Below are 25,912 nucleotides of genomic sequence, written 5' to 3'. Positions count from 1 at the left end.
ACAACAATTATCTGTTGTTGGCTGGGTGGATGTGGGAAAAAAGAAGTCTACTATACTATAAGCATTTCAAAATGCAAAAGAATTAGACTTTATGATGGCCTTTTAAGAAAATTTCTACACAATAATGAATATAATCAAATACTTCATATTCATTGGTTGGCAGTGGCATGCCCATAATCATACGCCACTCAATATCACGTAAAATCCCAAAATACATGAGAGATGAGTGATCTGGAGAGGTACAAGTAATTTCACCTGCCTGATGAGAAATAAGTAGTGCTTGAGCAATGGTATTTTGTACGTCTTGAGCGCATTTTTCGTATAAATATTGGCTCAAAGTTGCATTACACTGGGTTTGTTCAATAACCAAACGTAAAAAAGCAATATGCTCAGGTTGAATAATGTGGTTATAAAAACGGATGAGAGTTTGAATTAAGTATTCTTTTAAAGAAGCCTGATCTGGTTGAAATGCAATACAAATATCTTTAAAGAACATCTCACGGCGGTAATCGCAAATTGCAGTAAATAAGCCCTCTTTATTACCAAAGTATTTATAAATAGAAGCTTTTGAACCACCAGCATGATTGACGATGTCATCTAAAGAGACAGCATCATATCCTTTTTCCAAAAACAGTTCGGTTGCGCTTAGCAATAGTGCTAAACGACGTTCTACACCGCGACGTGTTTGAGGTTTGTCACATATAGGATGATATGACTCAAGGACTGGATCATGCATAAAATTTAATAACGACAATTAATACTGCTTAACTAGTATAACAAAACTATCTTTAAGGATGGTCATCGCTATATTTTTAGGTTGCTTGATAAACAGTAATATAAAATTTAATTTGAATAAATATTTTAAAATACAAATATTTATGAAATATTTTGAAGGTTTTTAATGATGTAACTGTATGTTCACATTTTAGTTTAACCATGTCTTTTCAATGTAAATCAAGATAAAGAAAAAGCGACTAATGGATTTAGTCGCTTTTTCTTTTACGAATGATTATTAAGCTTCAGACAAAGTTACTTTGTGTTCATCCTCATCATCGTCATCAGCAGAATCCATACCTAGTTCTTTTAACTTTCGGGTTAGAGTGTTACGCCCCCAACCTAATAGCTCGGCTGCATGACGTTTGCGCCCACGAGTTTGTTGTAGTGCAGCATTAATTAAAGTGCGCTCAAACATTGGTGTAGCAATATCCAAAATCTTCATTTCGCCATTTTTGAGTTTTTGAATTGCCCATTGACTTAGTAGCTCATCCCAATGATGTAAAGAAATACGCTCAAAAGATGGAGCAGGTTGGCTAGCTTCACTATTTTTTTGGAGTGGAACTTGTTTAAGTTCTGAAGGTAAATCTTCTGGGTAAACCTCACGGCCAGTAATCATGACGGTTAACCAGCGGCAGGTATTTTCAAGCTGACGAACATTACCGGGCCATGGTAATTGCTGCATATAGTCGGTTGTCTCGGTACGTAAAATCTTTGGACTTACGCCTAACTCTTTACCAGCACGAGCCAAGAAATGTTGAGCTAACATCGGAATATCTTCACTTCGATGTGCAAGCTTAGGAATATGAATACGAATTACATTTAGACGGTGGTATAAGTCTTCACGGAAGCGACCTTCATTTACCAATTTTTCTAAATCTTGATGTGTTGCCGCTACGATCCGAACATCAACTTTAACAGGAATATGCCCGCCAACGCGGTAAAACTCACCATCTGCGAGTACACGTAGTAATCGCGTCTGTGTTTCAAATGGCATGTCACCAATTTCATCAAGGAAGAGAGTGCCGCCATTGGCTTGTTCAAAGCGACCTTGATGTTGAGTATTAGCGCCAGTAAAAGCACCTTTTTCATGGCCAAATAATTCCGTTTCGATTAAGTCTTTCGGAATTGCTGCCATGTTTAGAGCAATAAATGGTTTGGCTCGGCGTGGTGAATGTTTATGTAAAGCATGTGCAACTAATTCTTTACCTGTTCCTGACTCACCATTAATTAAAACGGTAATATGCGACTGAGATAAGCGACCAATTGCTCGGAAAACCTCTTGCATAGCCGGAGATTCACCAATAATTTCTGTCGATTGTAGCGGAGAAGCAGTTTTTGTAGCCTCTTGCTGCTGCAATTTATTGATATGTAAAATTGCTCGATTGACTAAAGCTAAAGCTTCATCAATATCAAACGGTTTTGGTAAATACTCAAAAGCACCAGTTTGATAGCTAGATACAGCAGACTCTAAGTCCGAATGCGCTGTCATAATGATCACTGGCAAATCGGGATGAGAATTTTTTACTTTAGATAAGAAAGTTAACCCATCAATGCCTGGCATACGGATGTCAGTTAAGATGACATCCGGCGCATCATGATGTAAACGTTCGAGTGCTGTTTGAGCTTCTTCAAAATTGGTGACGTCAAATCCTTCTTCTTTAAAGGTCTTTTCAAGTACCCATCGCATGGCGCGATCGTCATCAATAACCCATATTTTATTTCGCGACACGGTCTGACTCCCAAGGTAAATATAAGCTAAACATTGTTTTTCCAGGAACTGATTGGCATTCAATCATTCCGTTATGTTGATGCATGATGTTCTGTGCAATACTCAGGCCAAGGCCTGTGCCTTTTGCTCGTCCTGTAACCAAAGGATAAAACACAGACTCTAAAATGCTTTCGGGAATACCCGGTCCATTGTCCTCAATATCGACTCGTACCGCAGAGCGATTGAGTACACCATTAATAGTGACTAGACGTTGAATTCGGGTACGTAAAATTAATTCAGGCTCTTGATCTATAAAAAAAGATTTATTTTCTGTGATAGCTTGAATTGCATTAACGCTAATATTGAGCATGACTTGGATAAGTTGATCTCGATCGGCTTTTACATCCGGTAAAGATAAATCATAGTCACGCGTAATTTTGATTTTTTTCTTGGTTTGATTTGCGATTAAAGAGCGTACACGTTCCAAAGGTTCATGCACATTTACATTTTCATAACTCGGCAGTTGTCTTGAACCTAGCATAGTGTCTGCTAAATTGGTGAGACGGTCTACCTCATTAATAATGACATCTGTAAATTCAGCATAACTCTCGTCATTTAAACTACGAGCAAGTAACTGAGTTGCACCCCTGATACCAGCCAGAGGATTTTTAATCTCATGAGCCACACCTCTAACCAGTTGTCTAGCCACCTGATGTTGTTGAATTAGGTTTTCTTCTTTAGAAATTTTCAACATCCGATCAATTGGATTTAGCTCAATAAGTAAGAGCGGGTGGTAGCTTTTGCCTGCATTTAACTGTGAAACCGTATAATCAACATGTAAGTCTTTAAAGTTAACATTAATTACAGCTTCACGACGTGTATAAGGCTGTCCTGTTTTTAGAGTATTGAGTAACGCTTCATGCGTATTAAAAGTATCATCAGGGGCATGAAGTAAATTTAAAACCGGTTGTCCAGAAGCGCGAAGCAAACTAATGTCAAAAAGTGCTTCACAAGCAGAATTTAAATAAAAAATATTAAAGTTACTATCGATTAGTAAAATCGCAGTAGTTAAGTTGTCTACCAAAAGGCGATAGTCGATAGGTGTGTGTTGATCCATTAGCGAATCGTTCCTGTCTTAAAATGGCGCAATGGCATCTTCATTAGTTATCGGTTTTCACCGTTATAGAACATGCATGATGCAAAATGTACGCCAACTTTGTTTATGGATTATTTTCAGGTTCCAAGCGTAGTTAAAGCGCTCTAAAATCGTTCTTAATATCTTTTGGTCAAAAATATGGATGTATATACCAATAATATCATGATCCAACTTGGTGCAATATTGAGTTTTGGTGCAAATATTGGTTGTATTTTGGTGCATTACACAAAGAGTGGGGTTTCCACCTATGCTTGAGGCGAGAAAAGACATACAATACGCGCATTCAAGTGGAGCGCAGATTCATGAAGACCCCCAAAGTCGGTTTTGTTTCTTTAGGTTGTCCTAAGGCATTGGTAGATTCTGAACGAATTTTAACTCAGTTAAAGACTGAAGGTTATCAAGTTGCATCAGATTATGATGGTGCTGATTTAGTTGTTGTTAATACCTGTGGTTTTATTGAATCTGCAGTACAAGAATCGTTAGATGCAATTGGCGAAGCCATGAGTGAAAATGGCCGAGTTATTGTTACAGGTTGTTTGGGTAAAGACGAAGATAAAATTCGTCAAATGCACCCTAATGTTTTAAAAGTCACTGGTGCAGCAGCTTACCAGGACGTTATGGAAGCTGTACATGAATATGTGCCAGCACCGCCTAAACATAATCCGTTTATTGATCTTGTTCCTGAGCAAGGTATCCGTTTAACACCTAAACATTATGCTTATTTGAAAATATCTGAAGGCTGTAACCATCGTTGTACCTTCTGTATCATCCCAAGCATGCGCGGTGATTTAGTATCACGTCCGGTTGGTAGCGTATTAGAAGAAGCTGCCGCATTAAAACGCGCAGGTGTGAAAGAAATTTTGGTTATTTCACAAGATACTTCAGCTTATGGTGTAGATACTAAATATAAGCTGGACTTCTGGAATGGACAACCTGTAAAAACCAAATTCTTTGACATGTGTGAAGCACTTGGTCAGCTTGGAATCTGGGTTCGTCTACATTATGTATATCCATATCCACATGTTGATGCAGTAATCGATTTGATGGCTCAAGGTAAAATCTTGCCATACCTCGATATTCCTTTCCAACATGCAAGCCCACGTGTTCTTAAATTAATGAAACGTCCGGCGCATAGTGAAAATACTTTAGAAAAAATTAAATTATGGCGTGAAAAATGCCCTGATCTTGTAATCCGTTCTACTTTTGTGGTTGGTTTTCCAGGCGAAACTGAAGAAGACTTCCAGATTTTGCTCGATTGGTTGGTTGAAGCTCAACTTGATCGTGTAGGGTGCTTTACCTATTCACCAGTAGAAGGCGCTACGGCAAATGATTTACCAGATCATGTGCCAGAAGAAATTAAGCAAGAGCGTTACGAGCGCTTTATGCAAGTGCAGCAGCAAATATCTGCTGCCAAATTACAAAAACGTATTGGTCAAACAATGACTGTATTAGTCGATAGTTTGGAAGATGAATATCCTGTTGCTGTTGCACGTTCTTATGCCGATGCTCCGGAAATTGACGGTAATGTCTTTGTAGAAGATATCGATAAGAGCACGATTCAACCAGGCGATATGTTGGAAGTCGAAATTACCGATGCGGATGAATACGACTTATTTGCAAAGTTAATTAAAATTAAATCGGTCTAATCGAATCGCGATTCAAAAAGCATTCAGTTTAAGAGGTCTTGGAGCAAAATCATGGCGGAAACAATCAGCCCCCGTTATTCACGAATTTTATTAAAATTATCTGGTGAAGCTTTATCAGGTAATAAAGATATGGGTATTGATGCTCAAGTTTTAGATCAGATGTCACTTTCTATTGCGCATTTGGTAGGCTTGGGTGTGCAAGTAGGTATCGTTGTTGGTGGTGGTAACTTATATCGTGGTAGCCAGTTACAAAAAGATGGCTTGGTTGGCCGTGTAACAGGTGACCAGATGGGTATGCTTGCAACTGTCATGAATGGTTTGGCAATGCGTGATGCATTAGTGCGTCGAAACATTAGAACTCGTCTTATGTCTGCATTACCAATTGGTACTGTTGTAGAGTCATATTCAAGTCGTGATGCAATCCGTCATTTAAGCCAGGGCGAAGTTTGTGTTTTCGTTGCGGGAACAGGTAATCCATTCTTTACAACTGATACAGCAGCTTGTCTACGTGGTATTGAAATTGAAGCAAATTTAATTTTGAAAGCAACCAAAGTAGACGGTGTTTATAATAAAGACCCTAGCAAATACGAAGATGCAGTGAAATACGATCATTTAACCTTTGATCAGGTGTTAGATGAGAAGTTAGGTGTTATGGATTTAACAGCAATTTGCTTATGTCGTGACCACAATGTGCCATTGCAAGTATTTGATATGAATAAATCTGGTGCGCTTTTATCAGTTGTAATGGGTGAAAAAGAGGGTACACGCGTTACTAAATAATGTACGTGTGCTGCAAAGCTCTTTATACTAGCGCTAAATTAAATTTGTTATATACATCCTTGAATAAATAAGTAAGGAAGATCATATGATTAACGATCTGAAAAAAGACAGCGAACAGCGTATGATGAAAACTCTTGAGTCTTTGGAACAAGGGTTTGCTAAAGTTCGTACCGGCCGTGCACACCCATCAATTTTAAATGGGGTAATGGTTCCTTACTATGGTTCTGATGTGCCTTTAAACCAAGTAGCGAACGTTGGTGTTGAAGATTCTCGTACGCTTATCGTTCAACCGTTTGAACGTACAATGGTATCTGCTATTGATAAAGCAATTCGTGAAAGTGATTTAGGTTTGAATCCAATTACTGCTGATTCAATCCGTGTACCTTTACCAGCTTTAACTGAAGAAACACGCCGTGATATGCAGAAAGTTGCACGCAGTGAAGCTGAAAATGCAAAAGTTGCTATTCGTAACATTCGTCGTGATGTTTTAGGTGATATCAAAGCATTATTGAAAGAGAAAGAAATCTCTGAAGATGATGAGCGTCGTGCAGGTGATGATATCCAAAAAATCACTGATAAATATGTTGCAGAAGTAGATAAGCGTCTTGCAGCGAAAGAAGCAGAATTGATGAAGGTCTAATTTTATGACCGAATCAGAAGAGTATCATCTTCCTAAGCATGTTGCCATCATTATGGATGGCAACAACCGCTTTGCAAAGAAAAATCAAATGCAAAAAGGTGATGGGCATCGAGAAGGTAAAAATATTCTTGATCCTATTGTTGAACATTGTATAAAAACTAGTGTCCGTGCTTTAACTGTTTTTGCATTTTCGAGTGAAAATTGGAATCGACCACAATATGAAGTCGATCTGCTTATGAAGCTTCTTGAAGAAACCATTCATGAGCAAATACCTCGCATGAAGAAATTCAATATTGCTTTGCGTTTTATAGGGGATCGTTCTAGATTACCTTCACATTTAGTTGCCTTAATGGAAGATGCAGAGCAACAAACAGTACATCATGACACCATGACATTAACCATTGCGATTAGCTATGGTGGTATGTGGGATATTGCAAATGCAGCTAAACAAGTTGCCCAAGCAGTTTCACGTGGTGAAATTGACGCTGATCAAATAAATGTTGATTTGTTCGAAAAATATGTCAGTCTAAACGATCTGCCAGCTGTGGACTTGTTGATCCGTACAGGTGGAGATTTCCGTATATCTAACTTCTTGTTATGGCAAGCAGCTTATGCGGAACTGTATTTTACGGATACTTTGTGGCCGGAATTTACAGTCGAGGAATTCGATCATGCACTGAATGTTTTTTCAGGGCGTGAACGTCGTTTCGGTAAAACATCTGAACAAATTCAGCAAGAGAAAATCGAGAAATTATAATGTTAGAGCGGATTGTTACCGCATTGGTACTTGTTGCAGTTGTTTTAAGCTGTATGTTTGCTACGCAATCACATTATCCAATGTTGGTACTTATGATTGTAGCAGCAGCGGTTGCGGGGTATGAATGGTATAAGTTGATGCCTCATGAAGCTGGCGCCGTAGTAAAACCTAAAGCATGGGGTTATGGTCTACTTGTTGCTTTTGTTTCGGGCGTTGCCTTGTTCTTTCACGACATTGCATTACTGCTATGGTCTGCTTCAATTTTAACTTGGCTCGTTAGTGTATATTGGGTTAAGTCCTTTCCTGAATTTGATGGGTGGTATAACGCGACCCTTTATGTCATTGGTTTAATTCTTATCTGTGCAGCAGTGACTGCAATTTTTGTAGTATGGCAAAGCTCACCATGGTGGTTGATGTATTTGTTCTTGCTTGTATGGGGTGCAGATAGTGGAGCTTACTTCGTAGGTCGTAAATTCGGTAAGAGAAAATTAGCACCTACGGTAAGCCCTAATAAATCAGTAGAAGGTTTATATGGTGGTATTCTCACTACAATTATTGTAATGCTTGTAGTGCAATATCAATATTTAAACTTAACTTGGGTTCAACAACTTTTATTCCTGATCTTATCTTTAGTCACAGTATTCGGTTCAGTATTAGGTGATCTATTTGAGTCGATGATTAAACGCCGTGCTGGTATTAAAGATTCTGGCCGTGTTTTGCCAGGTCATGGTGGTGTGTTGGATCGTATTGATTCTTTACTCGCGGCAGCCCCGATTTTTGCAACGGGAATGTATATATTAAAGCTTATTGGTGTAGATTTATAGATGACACAATCTGTTTGCATATTGGGTGTAACTGGTTCTATTGGGCAAAGTACATTAAAAATTTTAAGCCAACATCCAGATAAGTATTCAGTCTTTGCAGTTTCGGCACATAGTCGAATTTCTGAACTTGTTGAAATCTGCAAACAGTTCCGCCCTAAAGTGGTCGTTGTTCCTGAACAGAAAATAGTTGAACTAACCACCTTATTTGCTCAACAAAATATACAAGGTATTGATATTTTAATTGGGCAAGATGGTCTAGTTGAGATCGCATCACATACAGATGTTGATATTGTTATGGCAGCAATTGTCGGGGCAGCGGGACTGTTGCCTACTTTGGCAGCTGTTAAAGCTGGTAAACGAGTATTGCTTGCAAATAAAGAAGCATTGGTTATGTCTGGTGAAATCATGATGCAAGCTGCTCGTGATCATCAGGCATTATTATTACCAGTGGATTCAGAGCATAATGCCATTTTTCAGTCATTACCTCATAACTATTTGCAAGTTGAGAGAACTGGACAACCACAACTAGGCGTATCTCAAATATTGCTAACAGCATCTGGTGGCCCATTCTTAAATCATTCCTTGGAACAGTTGGAACATGTAACACCCCAACAAGCATGTAAACATCCAAATTGGTCAATGGGGCAAAAAATTTCAGTTGACTCGGCTACTCTCATGAATAAAGGGTTGGAGTTAATTGAAGCGTGTCATTTATTTTCAATATCTGAACATTTTGTTACAGTTGTTGTTCATCCACAAAGTATTATTCACTCTATGGTGCAGTATGTTGATGGTTCAACATTAGCACAAATGGGTAATCCTGATATGTGTACGCCAATTGCACATGCATTAGCATGGCCTGAGCGTTTACAAACAAGTGTTCCTGCTTTAGATTTATTTGAGTATTCTCAACTTAATTTTCAGGCGCCCGATACCCAAAAATTTCCTGCATTAAATTTAGCAAGACAAGCAATGCGTGCAGGAGGTTTGGCACCTACCATTTTGAATGCGGCAAATGAAATTGCTGTTGAAGCATTCTTAAAGGAAAGGATTGGATTTACACATATTCCACAAGTGGTAGAGCATACTTTGCAAGAGTTAGAGAATGCCGCAGGTGAAAGCATTGAGTGCATTTTAGATAAAGATAAAGTGGCTCGATCTATAGCTCAGAAATATATATCAAGTATTGGAGGCTGAAATGAATGCGCTTTTTATGATTGCAGCAGCAGCTCTTTTACTTGGTCCTTTAATTGCAATTCATGAGTTTGGCCATTACTGGGTTGCACGCAAACTTGGGGTTAAAGTTTTAGTTTACTCAATTGGTTTTGGTCCAACTTTATTGAAATGGACCTCTAAAAAATCGGGTATCAAGTATCAGCTTTCTGCTTTACCTTTAGGTGGCTACGTCAAAATGTTGGACGAGCGTGAAGGTAATGTCGCAGAACAAGATCTACCGTATGCTTTTAATAGACAAAAACCATGGAAACGTATAGCTATTGTTGCTGCAGGGCCACTAATTAACTTAATTTTTGCTGTACTTCTCTTTTGGGTTTTGTTTTTACCAGCACAACAACAATTAAATACCAAAATTGGTAAAATTATTCCAAATTCTCCAGCTGCAGAGGCTCAATTGCATGTGGGGGACAAAATTATTGCTGTTGATGGAAAAGAGACTGCAACTTGGGAAAAACTAAACTTTGCTTTAATTGATCGGGTAGGCGAGACAGGTACTATAAATATCGATGTTGATCGTGCAGGTACAGAGAAAAATTTTGTCTTACCTGTTAAAGATTTTTTAAAAAACCAGAATGAATCTGCATTGGATATATTAGGCTTCTTGCCTTATCGTCCTGTAATTCCTGCTGTGGTAACAGATTTAACAGAAGATGGTGCGGCTATTCGTCAAGGAATGAAAGTAGGTGATCGTATTGTTGCGATTGATGGCCAGCCTATGAAAGATTGGTTTGATGTTGTTGAAGTCGTACAGCGTTCTCCAGAAAAATTGCTTAATATTGATGTTTTACGCCATGCGCAATTAGTGCATTTACAAGTTATGCCGCAAGGAAAGCGGGATAATATGGGACAGGTCAATGGTGTACTTGGTGTAAAAAGTGATGCTGGAAAAATTACAATTCCTGACGAATATAAGCAAACAATTCAATATACTCCAATACAAGCTTTTGAAATGGCACTTGATAAAACTGGCCAAATCTCTAGCATGATTTTGAATTCAATAGTGAAAATGGTTAAAGGATTAATTGGATTAGAAAATCTTTCTGGCCCAATTACCATTGCAAAAGTTGCTGGACAAAGTGCAGAAATGGGATGGGAAACTTTTATCTCTTTTATGGCTTTAATGAGTGTAAGTCTTGGAATTTTAAACTTATTACCAATTCCAATGTTAGATGGTGGTCATCTAGTGTATTACATTATTGAAGCTATTCGAGGGAAACCTGTTTCTGAACAAATACAAATGTTTGGTCTAAAAATTGGTATGGTACTGCTCGGTAGTATGATGCTTTTAGCTTTATTTAATGACTTTATGCGTTTGTAAACGTATATGGATTTATAACTTACTGGAAAAAACTGGCATGCGGCACACACATTTTTTAATGCCTTTGGCACTTGTTAGCGCTATGGCAGCGGTACAACAAGCATATGCAGCTGATGATTTCGTTGTTAGAGATATTCGTGTAAACGGCTTAGTCCGTCTTACTCCTGCAAATGTTTATACCATGTTGCCAATCAACAGTGGCGATCGCGTTAATGAACCGATGATCGCCGAAGCAATTCGAACATTGTATGCCACGGGTCTTTTTGATGATATTAAAGCATCAAAAGATAACGATACTTTGGTCTTTAATGTTATTGAACGCCCTATTATTTCAAAACTTGAATTTAAGGGTAATAAACTTATTCCTAAAGAGGCATTAGAACAAGGCCTTAAAAAAATGGGTGTTGCAGAAGGTGAGGTTTTCAAGAAATCTGCTTTGCAAACCATTCAAACAGAACTAGAGCAGCAATACACCCAACAAGGTCGTTATGATGCTAGTGTTACTGTTGATACCGTTGCGCGACCAAATAACCGCGTTGAATTAAAACTTAATTTTAACGAAGGAACGCCAGCAAAAGTTTTTGATATCAATGTAATTGGTAATACTGTTTTTAAAGACAGTGAAATCAAACAGGCATTTGCTGTTAAAGAAAGTGGTTGGGCTTCAATCGTTACACGTAATGACCGTTATGCGCGTGAGAAAATGGCTGCAAGCCTTGAAGCATTACGTGCTATGTACCTTAACAAGGGTTATATTAATTTTAATATTAATAATTCCCAGCTTAATATTAGTGAAGATAAAAAACATATCTTTATTGAAGTTGCTGTTGAGGAAGGTAACCAATTTAAATTTGGTCAAACTAAATTCTTAGGTGATGCGCTTTATAAGCCTGAAGAGTTACAAGCACTAAAAATTTATAAAGATGGCGATACCTATTCACAAGAAAAGGTAAATGCAGTTAAGCAATTACTTCTACGAAAGTATGGTAACGCAGGTTATTACTTTGCTGATGTGAATATTGTTCCGCAAATTAATAATGAAACTGGTGTTGTTGACCTAAATTATTATGTAAACCCAGGTCAGCAAGTGACAGTGCGTCGTATTAACTTTACTGGTAATAGTAAAACTTCCGATGAAGTATTACGTCGTGAAATGCGCCAAATGGAAGGTGCATTAGCAAGTAATGAAAAAATTGACTTGTCTAAAGTTCGTTTAGAACGTACAGGTTTCTTTAAAACAGTTGATATTAAGCCAGCTCGTATTCCAAACTCTCCTGACCAAGTCGATTTGAACGTAAATGTTGAAGAACAACATTCAGGTACTACCACATTAGCTGTAGGTTATTCACAAAATGGTGGTATTACGTTCCAAGCTGGACTTAGCCAAACTAACTTTATGGGTACTGGTAACCGAGTTGCAATTGATTTGTCTCGTTCAGAAACTCAAGACTATTACAATCTAAGTGTTACTGACCCATACTTTACTATCGATGGGGTAAGTCGTGGTTATAACGTTTATTATCGTAAAACTAAGTTAAATGATAACTATAACGTTAACAACTACGTAACGGATAGTTTTGGTGGTAGTTTAAGCTTTGGTTATCCAATTGATGAAAACCAAAGCTTAAGTGCATCTCTAGGTATTGATAATACTAAAGTAACGACTGGCCCTTATGTTTCTACCTATGTGCGTGACTATTTATTGGCAAATGGTGGTAAGGCAACTGGTAAGTCGAATTGGTGTCCAACTGGTAAGACCGAGACTGACCCTGAAACAAATCAACCAATACCTGATACATGTGAAGGTGGTTTTAAAGAATATGATAGTGCTTTTGATGGCGAGTTCTTTACTTATAATTTAAACTTGGGTTGGTCATATAACACTTTAAATAGACCGATTTTCCCAACATCAGGTATGTCTCACCGAGTAGGTCTTGAAATTGGCTTGCCAGGTAGTGATGTTGACTATCAAAAATTAACTTATGATACACAAGCATTCTTACCGATTGGTAAATCAGGCTTTGTGCTTCGTGGTTATGGTAAGCTGGGTTATGGTAACGATTTACCATTCTATAAAAACTTCTATGCCGGCGGTTATGGTTCTGTTCGAGGCTATGACAATAGTACTTTAGGGCCTAAATATGCCAGTGTAAATTTACAAGAAACAAAACAGAATGATCCTTCACCTGAAAATGTGGGTGGTAATGCTCTAGTTCAATTTGGTACTGAATTAGCATTACCTATGCCATTTAAAGGTGATTGGACTCGTCAAGTACGTCCTGTACTATTTGCAGAAGGTGGTCAGGTCTTCGATACCAAATGTAATATTAATAACTCTGTATACGGTGATAAAGGCATGATGATTAATGGCCAAACTATTACAGATGTTAAGAAATATTGTGAAGATAACTATGGCTTTGATTTAGGTAACTTACGTTATAGCGTGGGTGTGGGTGTAACCTGGATTACTATGATTGGACCATTATCACTTAGCTATGCATTCCCGCTAAATGATAAACCGGGTGATGAAACTAAAGAAATCCAGTTTGAAATTGGTCGTACTTTCTAAGTACGATCTTATTGAACAACGAAATAAGGAAAGAAATTTACATGAAAAAATTAAATACATTAATGTTAGGGTTAGGCTTGACGGTGGCTTCGGTAGCAGCTAATGCAGCGGGTTATGGGGTGATTGATCTTGCTAAAGTTGTTGAGAGCAGTACTTATTTGAAACAACAAAACGCAAGCTTAAATCAGTCAGTTAAACCAACAACCACTAAACTTGAGCAATTGGGTAAAGAGTTAGAAGGGCTTCAACGTCAAGCGCAGACGCAAGGTCAAAAAATGAAAGATGATGAGATTAAAAAATTACAATCTCAGTATCAATCAAAATTAAATGAATTTAATTCAACACAACAGGGCTTACAGTCAAGAGTTCAAACTAGCTTGCAAAGTATGAACACAACTTTTGAGTCTAGAGTTAAGCAAGCTGCTGAGCAATTACGAAAAGAAAATAATCTTGACTTTATTTTGAATAAAAATTCAACTGTTGCCTATGACGCTAAGTATGATTTAACTGATAAAATGATACAAAAGGTTAATTCAATGAAATAAATTAATGAAAGTGCAACAATTTCGTTTAGATGAATTAGCTCACCTTGTTAAAGGTGAGTTAATTGGTGAAGGTAGTCTTCAATTTTCGAACCTAGCAAGTTTAGAAAATGCAGAGGTTAATCATCTTACTTTCGTAAATGGTGATAAATATCTCGAACAAGCTAAAGCAAGTCGTGCAGGGGCTTTCATTGTTACTGCTGCTTTAAAAGAACATCTTCCTGAAAAAGATAATTTTATTATTGTTGATAATCCTTATCTTGCTTTTGCAATCCTTACTCATGTATTTGATAAAAAGCTTACTTCAAAAGGTATAGAAAGTACTGCTCAAATCCATCCTTCTGCTGTTATTTCAGAAGCTGCTTATATTGGTCACTATGTAGTCATTGGTGAGAATTGTGTAGTAGGTGATAACACAATCATTCAATCACATACCAAACTTGATGATGATGTAGAAGTTGGGAAAGACTGTTTTATTGACTCTCATGTCACCATTACCGGTAGTTCTAAATTGGGTGATCGGGTGCGTGTTCATTCAAATACTGTAATTGGTAGCGAAGGTTTTGGTTTTGCTCCCTATCAAGGTAAATGGCACCGTATTGCTCAGTTAGGATCAGTTCTAATTGGAAATGACGTTCGAATTGGATCAAATTGTAGTATTGATCGGGGTGCTCTTGATAATACAATTTTAGAAGATGGTGTAATTATTGATAACCTTGTGCAAATTGCACATAACGTTCATATTGGTTCAAATACTGCTATTGCAGCTACCTGTGGCATTGCGGGTAGTACAAAAATTGGCAAAAACTGTATTCTTGCAGGCGCATGTGGGGTAGCAGGTCACCTTTCAATTGCTGATAATGTGACTTTAACTGGAATGTCAATGGTCACAAAAAATATTTCTGAGGCTGGAACTTATTCTTCAGGAATTGGATTGTTCGAAAATAGTCAGTGGAAAAAGACGATTGTGCGCTTGAGACAATTAGCAGATGTGCCATTGACCCAAATCACTAAACGACTTGATCATATACAAGCTCAAATAGAGTCTCTTGAATCAACTTTTAATTTGCGTAAATAGAATATTATGACCGAGTCAACTACACCTAAATTTGCCATCCCTGAATTACCAATGCAGATTCAAACGATTCGTCAATATTTGCCGCATCGTTACCCATTCTTATTGGTTGATCGTGTGATTGAAGTTACTGACAATAGTATTGTTGGTTATAAAAATGTTTCTATCAATGAAGAGTTTCTACAAGGACATTTCCCAGAATATCCAATTATGCCTGGTGTTCTAATTGTTGAAGCACTAGCTCAAGTTTCAGGCGTTCTAGGTTTTATTATGAACAATGAAACGCCAAAACCAGGTTCTTTGTTCCTGTTTGCTGGTGCAGAAAGAGTTAGATTTAAAAAACAAGTAGTTGCAGGCGACCAACTTGTATTAAAATCCGAGTTGGTAATGCAGAAGCGCGGTATTTACAAATACAATTGTACAGCTAGCGTTGATGGCATTGTAGCAGCAACCGCTGAGATTATGATTTCACACCAAAAAACAGAGCAGGCATGAGCAATCACGATTTAATCCATTCTACCGCCATTATTGATCCATCTGCAGTGATTGCTTCAGATGTTCAAATCGGACCTTATTGTGTTATTGGTCCTCAAGTGACTATTGGTGCTGGTACTAAATTACATTCTCATGTGGTAGTAGGTGGTTTTACCAGAATTGGTCAAAATAATGAGATCTTTCAATTTGCAAGTGTTGGCGAAGTTTGTCAAGACCTCAAATATAAAGGTGAAGAAACTTGGCTGGAAATTGGTAACAATAATTTAATTCGCGAACATTGCAGCTTACATAGAGGCACTGTGCAAGATAATTCATTGACTAAGATAGGTAGTCATAACCTATTGATGGTAAATACTCATATTGCACATGACTGTATTGTAGGTGATCACAATATCTTTGCTAATAATGTTGGTGTTGCTGGACACGTACATATTGGTGATCATGTTATTGTCGGTGGTAATTCTGGAATTCATCAATTCTGTAAGATTGACTCTTATAGTATGATTGGTGGGGCCTCACTGATTCTTAAAGATGTACCAGCCTATGTTATGGCTTCTGGTAATCCTGCGCATGCCTTTGGTATAAATATTGAAGGTATGCGAAGAAAAGGTTGGTCTAAAAATACAATTCAGGGCTTAAGAGAAGCTTATAAATTGATATTTAAATCTGGTCTAACCTCTGTTCAAGCTGTTGAGCAAATTAAAAGTGAAATTTTGCCTTCTGTTCCAGAAGCTCAATTATTAATTGACTCTCTTGAGCAATCCGAGCGTGGAATTGTACGCTAATCAATAAGGCATAAAAAAAGACACTGTTAAAACAGTGTCTTTTTTTATGCCTAAATTATTTTTTAAAGAATTTAGCTTCTTCAGATTTAGGATATTGAGTAAGTAACTTATTTTTGTATTGATTAGCTGATACAGTATTCTTATCGACATCTTTGGCAATACTATATAGTTGATAGAGTGCTCGAGGTCCCTTGCTAGAGTTTGGATATTGGCTAGCGACAATATTGTAGTTTTTCTTTGCTTCATTGTAGTTCACTGGGTCTGTAGCTAAATGAAACTCGGCTAACCAGAAATAAGCATTGCCTGTATAAATACTGTTAGGATGGTTTTTAATAAAGTTTTGCATCGGAGCAATTGCTTTTTTTGCTCCACCTTGTTTGTAAGCATCTAAAGCTACTGTATAAGCGGCTTTTTCTAACTCAAGTGGATTTGATTGATTTTGGGCCGCGGTGACTGGTTGAGCGTTTGTTACGGGTGCACTAGGTTGTTGTTCAGAGGTGGTTGGAGTAGGTGGAGCTGCAACTACTTTATTGCCATCTGCAGGCTGAGATTGGGATACTGATGGACTAGCAGGTGTGGCGCTATTAGTATTGGTATTTGTACCGTCTTCTTGTGTAGCACTATCAGGGTCAACTTTTTGATGTAATAATTCTAAACGTTGATCTAAATCGGTATATCTATTCGCAAGGTCTTTTTTTAATTGATCAATATCATTCGCTTGTTCTTCTAATTGACCTCTTAAAGTGCGGATATCATTTTCTAGTTGTTGATTTTTTTGCATAAGTTCCCAGTTTAAGTTTGTAGGAACTGAAATATTGCTTGAAGAAGTATTAGATGCACTGCCATCATTTTGACTTAAACCACGAGATTCAATAGGAATGTTCGCGTATAGAGAAGTGGTACTCATTAAGGCAATAAATAATAAAGAATGCTTCTTCATTTGCATGTGTATAAATCCATAATTTTATATAAAAGCCACCTTGACACAGGAATATAAAAAACAATTCTCTAAATATCTAAGGTTTTTCATTGATCAATGCAATTAAAGCAGTTAACAGTTTAAATGCAAGGATAGTTTACAATCTTCAAGCATATTTTATGCAAAATAAGAAAAGAGCATAAGTTCAGAAAACTACATTTTTGGGGTTTTAAGCAATTTTTGCTGATGAATTAATCAATCGAAACAAAAACTTGCTGAAAAAGCCAGAGAAGGGTTGCAACTCTTTTAAAAATCTCTATACTTTGTTTTGCAATGGTAGCCCCGCTGGTGGCTTCGCAATTGTACTCTGTGAACCCCGCCAGGACCGGAAGGTAGCAACGGTAGCAGATCTATGATGTGCCGAAGTTTTGCTAGTGGGGTTGCCACCATTCCTTTAATCCAATTTTCTTTGGATCGCTTTTAAAATTACATCTAAATCAAATCCTCTATATTGTAGAAATCTAATCTGCTTTGCTTTAAGTTTTGGGTCTTTCTCTATCTCTTCTCCAAACTTCTTAACTTTAAGTTGATAAGCTTGTTCTACCCAATCAATTTCGTGAATTTCGTCGGCAATTAAATCATTTTCGATCTGTTTAGTTTTTAAAGCTTGTTGAATGCGTTTCGGTCCTTTACCTTTACGAATCTGACTTGCAAGCATTTGCTCAGCAACACGCTGATCACTTTGGTAATTTTGTTCAGATAACTCTTCAACGAGTTGGTTCACTTCTTCTATATTTTGTGCATAACGGGCTAATTTATCAATGAGTTCTGCTTTAGAGTAGTCTCGTCGAGTAAGTAAAGCAAAAGCATATGAGCGTAAACGCTGGCCAGTGAGTGGTGGACGCTGTTGAGATTGTTCATTGTTTCTTTTGAACATATATATTTCCTTGTAAAAAACGCCCCGAAGGGCGTTTTTATGACTTAGGTGTAATTAAGATTCTAATAAAAGATCTGGTTCTTCTTCATCATCTTCAATTTGCACTGCGCCATTTGTACCTGTAGTCAACAATTGCTCACGGATATTACGTTCAATCTCTTCAGCAATATGTTTGTTTTCTTCAAAATAGCGGATCACATTATTCTTACCTTGGCCAATTTTATTGCCTTGATATGAATACCATGCACCAGCTTTCTGAACGATATCTTGCTGTACTGCCAAATCTACAAGTTCACCTAATTGGTTAGTACCTTTACCGTATAGAATTTGGAAAATAGCTTCTCTAAAAGGAGGAGCCATTTTATTCTTAACGACTTTAACTTTAGTTTCTGAACCAACAATTTCATCGCCTTCTTTTACCTGACCAATACGACGAATATCTAGACGAACTGAAGCATAGAACTTAAGAGCGTTACCACCAGTCGTGGTTTCTGGGCTACCAAACATAACACCAATCTTCATACGGATTTGGTTAATAAAGATAACCATACAGTTTGAACGTTTAGCGTTACCAGTAATTTTACGAAGTGCTTGGCTCATAAGGCGTGCTTGTAGACCCATATGAGAGTCACCCATTTCGCCTTCAATCTCTGCTTTAGGTGTAAGGGCAGCTACTGAGTCCACAACGATTAAATCAATTGCACCTGAGCGAACAAGCATATCAGCGATTTCAAGCGCTTGCTCACCATTATCAGGTTGTGAAACGAGTAGGTTATCAATATCTACACCAAGCTTACGTGCATATTGAGGATCTAGGGCATGCTCTGCATCGATGAAGGCACATGTACCACCAGACTTTTGACATTGAGCAATTGCTTGTAATGTCATTGTGGTTTTACCAGAAGATTCAGGACCATAAATTTCAATAATACGGCCTTTTGGTAAACCACCAATCCCCAATGCGATGTCTAAAGTTAAAGAACCTGTAGATACGGCTTCAACTGCTTGAACAGTGTTGTCACCGAGACGCATAACCGTATTTTTACCAAATTGTTTCTCAATTTGGCTCAAAGCGGCTTGTAATGCTTTGCTTTTATTCTCATCCATCTCAAAAACCTCAATACTCTATGTTCATCACGTTTAACCCAAGTGGATGCATTGAATCTCAACTTGTTTCACAGGGCTAATAGTGACAGATTTTTTCTCTAGCTTCTATATATTGTATATGTGAGTGCGACACAACTCGACGTTTTTATTCATCATTATATGACCAGTGGTCTTCATAATGTTGATCGTTATCCTGTTTAAACCGATTGATTTGTCGCCGATCTTTCTTGCTTGGTCTATGGTCAGGTCGAGCTAGATTATGCAATTTTCGTTGCGAAGCAATCAACTCCCGTCTTGCAATACTTACTTCGGTTTCTTCATAAAGCTGTTGTGCAATAGGAGCCGGTCCTCTGGTATTGGAAAGTGCTTTAACAACAACTGTCTTTTTATCAAAACCTTGTTGAACAACAAGTTCCATTCCAACACGAATTTCTTTAGAAACTTTTACACGTTCATTATTGTGATGCACTTTTCCCCCTTCAATTGCAGCTTTAGCAATAGAACGGGTTTTAAAAAAACGTGCTGCCCATAACCATTTGTCGACACGCATGGTTTCTACAGCATCGTTTTCACGCAATTTTGACATCATTATCCTTTCTATCAGTTTGATTCAAAATAGACAGTAGCTCTGTAAGCTGATCTAGTGCTTTATACTCTAAATCTTGTAGCTGTCTTTTACTCTTAAGAGTTGAGGGCTGTAAGATAGTAAACAAGTGTCTTATACCAAATTTTTCTGCAGTTTTTAAAACTTGAATAGTATCGTCTAAAAAAATAGTGTTTTGGGGTTCAAAATAATGCAAGCCTTGTAATTCTTGCCAAAACTTAAGGTCTTCCTTCGCATAACCAATTTGTTCACTAGATACAATTACATCAAAAAAATCTTGAATAGGGATGTTATCAAGTTTTAACTGTAAGCTTGCACAGTCTGCGTTGGTCACTAACCAGCATTGATAGCCTTGTTCTTTTAGAGTATTAAGTAGCTCCATACATCCTGATCGTATTTTAATTTTGTGTTGAAATTCTTTTTGAAGATTTAAAACATCTACTCCTGTCGTTTTTGTCCAATACTGTGAAGAATACCAGGAAAGAGTATGTTTATTGCTACGATAAAACTGGTTTAATATTTCATGGCTTTGTGTTAAAGAGATTTGATGCGTCTGAGAATGTCGTTCAGGTAAGCATTCGTTCCAGATAAAATCATCAAAAGCCAAATCTAATAAAGTTCCGTCCATATCGAAAAGCACTATTTTATGCATGTTTTGAGAGCTCCAATTGAAACAGACACGGAAGAAAAGTAATTTAAGATTATAATCATTAAAGACGATAAAAACGGACTGATTTATGGTTATTTCATCATTTTATAATTTAAATAGTCTGTACTAGATAAACAGAGAGATAACAAGAGAGTTCTTAGACTTAGACTACTCAATAAGATCGCTGAAACAAATTTTTTTGAAAAATATTCATATAAAAGGAATAGGGTGGAGGATTAATAAAAATATATTAAAAAATATAGAGTTGTATTTATTAGGGGGTGATTTTTTGATAAGTATTTTTGCTTTTCTATGAACTCTATGGAATTATCATTATTTAAATATTATTAAAAGTTGGAATAAAAGTGGGCTTATATACAATTAGATATGGCTATCGTAATAATAGTTTTTTTATAGCTTCAAATGCTGCTGGACAATTCATTGTGATTGATGCATTAGGAGCAGATTTCCAAATAGGTCATCAAATTTCTTATGAAGGTACCAAAATAATAAATGAAACTTTAAATGATGAGACAGAAGCAAGAGTTCATCTGGAGAGTAATGAAAAAGAGGCTTATGAATATTTACGTGCCATGAAATAATGAATTCGTTATTTTGATTTACATAGGATACGTATTGGCAAACATTTTATAAATTGAACCGTACTTGTTTAAAGTTATATTAAAAATTATCCGAATAACAATTTAGAGCAGGCAATGAAAATTGGATTTATTGGCGGAGCCAATGATGGCATAGTGATCAATGCTGCTAATGGTATTGATACTTATAAACTTGAATGGCATTACAAGGCTGAGAAGCATTGTGAAGAACAGCCATCATTGGGGCTAAATGGCCCCGAATATGACTATTACAATTTATTAATTTTGAGAAAAAACAAAGAGGCAAAACTTTTCTATGTTTTAACTACAATGGATAAGGAAGCTATTGCAGATAAAATTAATGAATATTGGGAGCATTCCACTTCAGTAGGTTATGACTTCGATGAATAACCTTTATTTTATATTCATTGAAACGGTTGAAATATATCCATATTTTATACCTTTATAACTCAAAATTAGAGTTATTTATTTCATAAAGAACATGTTCTTGAAGGGCGTGTCCATCTGGAAGCTTGGGGTGATTGAAGTGTTTAACTTTACGCATTCCTAGTCTTTCCATTACGGCTTGTGATGGCTTATTTACCGTTGCTGTAAAAGAAACTACTTTATCTTTATTAAGCGCATTGAAGGCATAGTCCAATGCTGCTTTTGCTCCTTCTGTGGCATAACCTTTTTTCCAGTGTTTTGTAGCAATCCTCCAGCCAATTTCAATGCATGGAGAAAAATCAAATTGTTCTGGTTGGTCATGTAGGCCAATAAAACCAATAAAGTCATGGCTTTCTTTTAATTCTACAGCCCAAAATCCCCAACCTTTTTCATCAATAAGGGCCGATGCTCTTTGAATTAAATTTATACTTTCAGTAGCAGATAAAAGCTTTGGAAAAAAACGCATAACATCTTTATCCAATCCCATTTCGATAAAGGGGGCAGCATCAGTTTCCTTCCATTGCCTTAAGATTAAACGTTCGGTTTCGATCATAGTAAAAGCTCTTTAAATATAATTTTTAATTTAACCATATAGTCTACAGTGGCTTTTGTATAATTTTCTGTAAGATAATCTTAGAATTAATGCTTACCACTCCTTTAATTTTATTGAGTGTATTAATAACAAAGTGAGAAAAAGAATTTAGATCTTTAGTGGCGACATGCAGAACATAATTAGATTCGCCTGTAATGATATAAGCATTAATGACTTCATCAAAATTCTTGATCTGGCTTAAGAAAAAGTTGTGGTCATTTTCGGTGAGTTGAGCAAGTTTTATTTCAATTATCGCCTCAATTTTTATTCCTAATTTTTCATAATTAACTTTCGCTTGATATTTTTCAATAATTCCGTTGGTTTCTAAAATCTTGACACGTCTGTGACAAGCAGAGGCTGAAAGATTAACGAGATCAGCAAGTTCTTGATTGCTTAAGCGGGCATTATCTTGTAAATACTTCAAAATTTTTAAATCAATTGCATCTACATTCATTTTCGAATTCCATCCATATTTTTTAATTTTAATTAGAATTTTATACGAAATTATCTGTTTTTGATCAAATATTATCGAATAAATCGAAAGAATCACCATGATAAAATTCAAATACAAAGGAAATGTTGAAATAGGTGCAATACTAAATGATTACTCGTGAACAGTGTTTGTATTGGGATCAGGAAGACGAACTCAAAAAATTTAAAGATGAATTTGCATTGCCAGAAGGTGTCATTTATTTAGATGGTAACTCTTTAGGCGCTAGACCAAAGAAATCTTTGTCTGTCGCTCAGCATATTATTTCCCAAGAATGGGGAGAAGATCTGATCAATAGTTGGAATAAGGCTGATTGGTGGGGGCTACCTACTAGACTGGGTGATAAGGTAGCCACATTGATTGGTGCAGAACAGGGTGAAGTTGTTATTTCAGATTCAACTACACTGAACTTATTTAAAGTTTTATCAGCAGCGGTAAAAATTCAGGCTGAAAAATTTCCTGAACATAAAATAATTGTTGCGGAAAAGGATGCTTTCCCAACAGATATTTATATTATTGAAGGTTTTATTGATTTAATTCAAAAGGGCTATCAAGTTGAATTGATTGATGGAGTAGAAGACTTAGCTCGAGTTCTAGAAAAAGATGTTGCTGTAGTAGTTCTTTCTCATGTGAATTATCGTACTGGGTATTTCTACGATATGGCATCTATTAATAAACAGATTCACTCTCAAGATGCTCTGGTTATTTGGGATTTATGTCACTCAGTTGGTGCTGTGCCTATGCATCTTAATCAAGCTGATAGTGATTTCGCGATTGGTTGTACGTATAAATATTTAAATGGTGGACCTGGTTCTCCAGCATTGTTATGGGTCAATGAAAAACACCGTGATCAGTTTTGGCAACCATTATCCGGTTGGTGGAGTCATAAAAAGCCGTTTGATATGGCCCAGCATTATGAACCAGCGAATAGTATTCGTCGCTATCTATGTGGGACTCAGCCAATTATTTCTATGAGTCTGATTGAGTGCGGAGTAGATATTTTCCTGCATGCTGATATGCAAAAAATCCGTGAAAAATCGCTGAAATTAACTGATTTATTCATTCAGCTGGTACAGCAAGAATGTTCTGAATTTGGATTTGAGTTAATTACTCCTTTAGATCATAAATATCGTGGTAGTCATGTCAGTTATCGCCATGAGTTTGGTTATGAAATCATTCAGGCGCTTATCGCACGTGGCGTGATTGGTGATTATCGTGAACCTACTGTCTTGAGATTCGGTATTACACCTTTGTATCTGGGCTTTGAAGATATCTGGAGTGCAGTACAGCACTTAAAAGAAACCATGCTGAATAGTGAGTGGAAAAACAAGCGTTATTTAGTTCGCGGTGAAGTGACCTGATTTAAGGAATCAAAATAAAACAAATGGCTAGGAGGGCCTATGAGTAGTTTTGATGAAATACAAAATAGAGAAGCTGGACTGCATAAAAAGTTATCTGCAAAACAGATGGGGATGATTGCGATTGGTGGAGCAATTGGAACCGGTTTATTTATGGGAAGCAAATTTGCAATTAGTTTTGCAGGTCCCGCCGTGATAGTTAGCTATGCCATTGGTGGTTTAATTGCATTTGCACTTATGGCTTGTTTGGCTGAAATGACAGTGCAGCATCCTACTTCGGGCTCATTTGGTGCATATGCAGAACATTATATGTCTCCACTCGCTGGCTTCTTAGTCCGCTATTGTTACTGGGCTTGTATTGTGTTGGCTGTAGGTACCGAAATTACCGCCGTTGCTGATTATATGAAGCTCTGGTTTCCGAATGTAGGCTCTTGGGTCTGGATTGGATTTTTTTCACTGACCTTACTTGTTGTAAATGCCTATAGTATAAAAGCCTTCGGGTTAGTCGAGTACTGGTTTTCCACAATTAAAGTTTTTGCCATTATCGTATTTATTCTTTTATCTATTGGTATATTGACGCAAAGTAATCAGGGAATGAATCAAGTAGTTACTAATTTGAGAGGTCATGGGGGCTTTTTTCCAAATGGCTTTAGTGGAGTATGGATCGGAGTCATTATTTCTATATTTAGTTATTTAAGTATAGAAATGATTGCTGTCGCAGCTGGTGAAGCTAAAGACCCTGAAAAAGCAGTAAAAAAGGCATTTAAAAGCACCGCACTCCGACTCATTTTATTTTACTTATTGTCCTTATTTCTAATCGTTACTTTGGTGCCGTGGACTGTTCTGATTGGAGCAGATGCAACTAGTCCTTTTGTTATGGTCATGAAGATTGTTGGTATCCCATATGCAGATAGTATTTTAAATTTTATTGTAATTGTAGCTGCCTTATCAGCGATGAATAGCATGCTTTATATTTCAACCCGTATGTTGTTTAGTTTGTCACGTGCAGGTGATGCTCCAAAAGTTTTTGGCCGAATCAGTAGTAATGGTGTGCCGGTAAATGCGCTGTTGCTATCTGCGGTAGGGATTGGTATTGCTAGTATTGTTTATACGATTAATCCGGCTTCTGCGTTTCCAATTATGATTGCGCTATCGATGTTTGGTGCATTGTTCACTTGGGGCAGTATCTTTGTGACACATATGTTTTTTAGAAAACACATGACACAGCAAAACATCGAGCTAAAATTTAAAATTCCCGCTAGTCGATTCATCTCACTATTTGGGTTTATTGCGATTTTAAGTATTACAGTAACTACCTGGTTTACCAATGAGTTTAAATCCACTTTACAGTTTGGCGTGCCTTTAGTTCTTGTTCTGATATTTTGCTTCTACTTAAAACGTTCAACTGTAAAGCTAAATCTCAATTCTGGTGAAGAAACGTTGAAGTGATCACTATATGAGAAAATACGATAATGCTACAACGGTAGCAAATGAAGGGGAAATACTAGCAAGCTTTCAATATAGAAGGGCAGAGTAAAACTTGAAGTGCGACATAAACCACCTAATTAATTTAAAGGGTTTATGGAGTATATAAAATTGTCATACCATCATCTTAACTTTGAAGATCGTACTGCATTAATGCTTGAGTCAAGAAAAGAAGGCTTTTCAGCCAGAAAATTTGCTGAACTCATTAAAAGACATCCTAGTACGATCTATCGTGAGCTTAAAAGAAATAGCATCAATGACGTTTATCAAGCTCGATATGCTTCTGATAACACCTTCGCTAGACGTAGACGTGGTCACAGAAAACTCAAAATCGATTCAATCCTCTGGAAATTTATTGTTGAAGCGATCCGTTGTTTATGGTCTCCTCAGCAAATAGCAAAGCGTTTAAAGACATTT

Annotated in this window: 27 protein-coding genes and 1 other RNA gene; 18 read left to right on the top strand and 10 right to left on the bottom strand. The window is 37.0% G+C overall.

Annotated elements, in window-relative coordinates; translation table 11 throughout:
- Positions 1-82: 82 nt before the first annotated feature.
- From adeN to glnL, 3 genes are all read right to left on the bottom strand, one after another.
- The gene (gene adeN / locus J671_RS15995; RefSeq protein WP_022575603.1) at positions 83-736 is read right to left on the bottom strand and encodes a multidrug efflux transcriptional repressor AdeN; all 654 of its coding nucleotides are present in this window, start codon (positions 734-736) and stop codon (positions 83-85) included.
- A gap of 276 nt (positions 737-1,012) precedes the next feature.
- Positions 1,013-2,506, bottom strand: a complete 1,494-nt coding sequence (gene glnG / locus J671_RS15990; RefSeq protein ID WP_004708399.1) for a nitrogen regulation protein NR(I) — start codon at positions 2,504-2,506, stop codon at positions 1,013-1,015.
- Entirely contained in the window at positions 2,493-3,602 is a 1,110-nt protein-coding gene (gene glnL, locus J671_RS15985; protein ID WP_002049598.1) for a nitrogen regulation protein NR(II), read from the bottom strand. The genes glnG and glnL overlap by 14 nt, the downstream gene beginning before the upstream one ends.
- 341 nt (positions 3,603-3,943) lie before the next feature.
- Between glnL and rimO the strand changes: the two genes are divergently transcribed.
- From rimO to lpxA, 12 genes are all read left to right on the top strand, one after another.
- Positions 3,944-5,287, top strand: coding sequence for a 30S ribosomal protein S12 methylthiotransferase RimO (rimO, locus tag J671_RS15980; RefSeq protein WP_000856678.1), 1,344 nt, complete (start codon positions 3,944-3,946; stop codon positions 5,285-5,287).
- 51 nt (positions 5,288-5,338) lie between these two features.
- Complete coding sequence (gene pyrH / locus J671_RS15975; protein WP_000852257.1) at positions 5,339-6,067, top strand: UMP kinase; 729 nt, start codon at positions 5,339-5,341, stop codon at positions 6,065-6,067.
- Positions 6,068-6,152: 85 nt separating this feature from the next.
- Positions 6,153-6,707, top strand: coding sequence for a ribosome recycling factor (frr, locus tag J671_RS15970; protein WP_002049637.1), 555 nt, complete (start codon positions 6,153-6,155; stop codon positions 6,705-6,707).
- Positions 6,708-6,711: 4 nt separating this feature from the next.
- Positions 6,712-7,464, top strand: a complete 753-nt coding sequence (gene uppS / locus J671_RS15965) for a polyprenyl diphosphate synthase (protein WP_004708401.1) — start codon at positions 6,712-6,714, stop codon at positions 7,462-7,464.
- Positions 7,464-8,288 carry a phosphatidate cytidylyltransferase gene (locus tag J671_RS15960; RefSeq protein ID WP_002049666.1) on the top strand — a complete coding sequence of 275 codons (825 nt, stop codon included), beginning with the start codon at positions 7,464-7,466 and terminating at the stop codon, positions 8,286-8,288. The genes uppS and J671_RS15960 overlap by 1 nt, the downstream gene beginning before the upstream one ends.
- Positions 8,289-9,485, top strand: coding sequence for a 1-deoxy-D-xylulose-5-phosphate reductoisomerase (ispC, locus tag J671_RS15955; RefSeq protein ID WP_031982802.1), 1,197 nt, complete (start codon positions 8,289-8,291; stop codon positions 9,483-9,485).
- A 1-nt stretch (position 9,486) separates the two neighbouring features.
- Positions 9,487-10,842: an RIP metalloprotease RseP gene (rseP, locus tag J671_RS15950; RefSeq protein WP_031982800.1), complete on the top strand. Its 1,356-nt coding sequence runs from the start codon at positions 9,487-9,489 to the stop codon at positions 10,840-10,842.
- Between the two features lie 37 nt (positions 10,843-10,879).
- Complete coding sequence (bamA, locus tag J671_RS15945; RefSeq protein ID WP_004886883.1) at positions 10,880-13,411, top strand: outer membrane protein assembly factor BamA; 2,532 nt, start codon at positions 10,880-10,882, stop codon at positions 13,409-13,411.
- 41 nt (positions 13,412-13,452) lie between these two features.
- Positions 13,453-13,956 carry an OmpH family outer membrane protein gene (locus tag J671_RS15940; protein ID WP_016804937.1) on the top strand — a complete coding sequence of 168 codons (504 nt, stop codon included), beginning with the start codon at positions 13,453-13,455 and terminating at the stop codon, positions 13,954-13,956.
- A 4-nt stretch (positions 13,957-13,960) separates the two neighbouring features.
- Complete coding sequence (gene lpxD, locus J671_RS15935; RefSeq protein WP_004708409.1) at positions 13,961-15,031, top strand: UDP-3-O-(3-hydroxymyristoyl)glucosamine N-acyltransferase; 1,071 nt, start codon at positions 13,961-13,963, stop codon at positions 15,029-15,031.
- 6 nt (positions 15,032-15,037) lie between these two features.
- Positions 15,038-15,523 (top strand): 3-hydroxyacyl-ACP dehydratase FabZ, encoded by a 486-nt coding sequence (fabZ, locus tag J671_RS15930; protein ID WP_002049600.1) that lies wholly within the window; start codon positions 15,038-15,040, stop codon positions 15,521-15,523.
- Complete coding sequence (lpxA, locus tag J671_RS15925) at positions 15,520-16,308, top strand: acyl-ACP--UDP-N-acetylglucosamine O-acyltransferase (protein WP_002049604.1); 789 nt, start codon at positions 15,520-15,522, stop codon at positions 16,306-16,308. The genes fabZ and lpxA overlap by 4 nt, the downstream gene beginning before the upstream one ends.
- A 55-nt stretch (positions 16,309-16,363) precedes the next feature.
- Here the strand turns inward: lpxA and J671_RS15920 are convergent, their stop codons facing one another.
- Positions 16,364-17,254, bottom strand: a complete 891-nt coding sequence (locus J671_RS15920) for a YbgF trimerization domain-containing protein (protein WP_031982798.1) — start codon at positions 17,252-17,254, stop codon at positions 16,364-16,366.
- Positions 17,255-17,570: 316 nt separating this feature from the next.
- Between J671_RS15920 and ffs the strand changes: the two genes are divergently transcribed.
- An RNA gene (gene ffs, locus J671_RS24845) (signal recognition particle sRNA small type) lies at positions 17,571-17,667 on the top strand.
- 14 nt (positions 17,668-17,681) lie between these two features.
- Here ffs and J671_RS15915 read toward each other — a convergent pair.
- From J671_RS15915 to J671_RS15900, 4 genes are all read right to left on the bottom strand, one after another.
- Positions 17,682-18,164, bottom strand: a complete 483-nt coding sequence (locus J671_RS15915; RefSeq protein WP_031982797.1) for a regulatory protein RecX — start codon at positions 18,162-18,164, stop codon at positions 17,682-17,684.
- Between the two features lie 54 nt (positions 18,165-18,218).
- Positions 18,219-19,271 carry a recombinase RecA gene (gene recA / locus J671_RS15910; RefSeq protein WP_002049645.1) on the bottom strand — a complete coding sequence of 351 codons (1,053 nt, stop codon included), beginning with the start codon at positions 19,269-19,271 and terminating at the stop codon, positions 18,219-18,221.
- A 145-nt stretch (positions 19,272-19,416) separates the two neighbouring features.
- A complete protein-coding gene (locus J671_RS15905) occupies positions 19,417-19,857 on the bottom strand; it encodes an RNA-binding S4 domain-containing protein (protein WP_002049587.1) in 441 nt (146 codons plus the stop codon).
- On the bottom strand, positions 19,841-20,527 hold the full coding sequence (locus J671_RS15900) for an HAD-IA family hydrolase (protein WP_031982796.1): 687 nt from the start codon (positions 20,525-20,527) through the stop codon (positions 19,841-19,843). Before J671_RS15900 ends, J671_RS15905 begins: the two co-directional genes overlap by 17 nt.
- Positions 20,528-20,889: 362 nt before the next feature.
- On the opposite strand from J671_RS15900, the gene J671_RS15895 reads away from it, so the two are divergent.
- Both J671_RS15895 and J671_RS15890 read left to right on the top strand, forming a co-directional pair.
- Positions 20,890-21,126: a hypothetical protein gene (locus J671_RS15895; RefSeq protein WP_017394092.1), complete on the top strand. Its 237-nt coding sequence runs from the start codon at positions 20,890-20,892 to the stop codon at positions 21,124-21,126.
- Between the two features lie 114 nt (positions 21,127-21,240).
- Positions 21,241-21,534, top strand: a complete 294-nt coding sequence (locus J671_RS15890; RefSeq protein ID WP_004708422.1) for a hypothetical protein — start codon at positions 21,241-21,243, stop codon at positions 21,532-21,534.
- Between the two features lie 52 nt (positions 21,535-21,586).
- Here the strand turns inward: J671_RS15890 and J671_RS15885 are convergent, their stop codons facing one another.
- Positions 21,587-22,123 (bottom strand): GNAT family N-acetyltransferase, encoded by a 537-nt coding sequence (locus J671_RS15885; protein ID WP_031982795.1) that lies wholly within the window; start codon positions 22,121-22,123, stop codon positions 21,587-21,589.
- 43 nt (positions 22,124-22,166) lie between these two features.
- Entirely contained in the window at positions 22,167-22,616 is a 450-nt protein-coding gene (gigD, locus tag J671_RS15880) for an Lrp/AsnC family transcriptional regulator GigD (RefSeq protein WP_031982794.1), read from the bottom strand.
- Positions 22,617-22,762: 146 nt separating this feature from the next.
- Between gigD and kynU the strand changes: the two genes are divergently transcribed.
- The 3 genes from kynU to J671_RS15865 form a co-directional block, all read left to right on the top strand.
- Positions 22,763-24,013 carry a kynureninase gene (gene kynU / locus J671_RS15875; protein WP_031982793.1) on the top strand — a complete coding sequence of 417 codons (1,251 nt, stop codon included), beginning with the start codon at positions 22,763-22,765 and terminating at the stop codon, positions 24,011-24,013.
- 39 nt (positions 24,014-24,052) lie between these two features.
- Positions 24,053-25,459 carry an amino acid permease gene (locus tag J671_RS15870; protein ID WP_031982792.1) on the top strand — a complete coding sequence of 469 codons (1,407 nt, stop codon included), beginning with the start codon at positions 24,053-24,055 and terminating at the stop codon, positions 25,457-25,459.
- A 132-nt stretch (positions 25,460-25,591) separates the two neighbouring features.
- On the top strand, positions 25,592-25,912 hold a 321-nt coding region (locus J671_RS15865), incomplete at its 3' end, for a helix-turn-helix domain-containing protein (RefSeq protein ID WP_025464761.1).

The organism is Acinetobacter sp. 1130196 (assembly GCF_000588095.1).
In the GTDB taxonomy this organism is placed as follows: Bacteria; Pseudomonadota; Gammaproteobacteria; order Pseudomonadales; family Moraxellaceae; genus Acinetobacter; species Acinetobacter nosocomialis.
The sequence above is the reverse complement of the archived record's forward strand: the minus strand, read 5'-3'. Positions and strand labels throughout refer to the sequence as shown.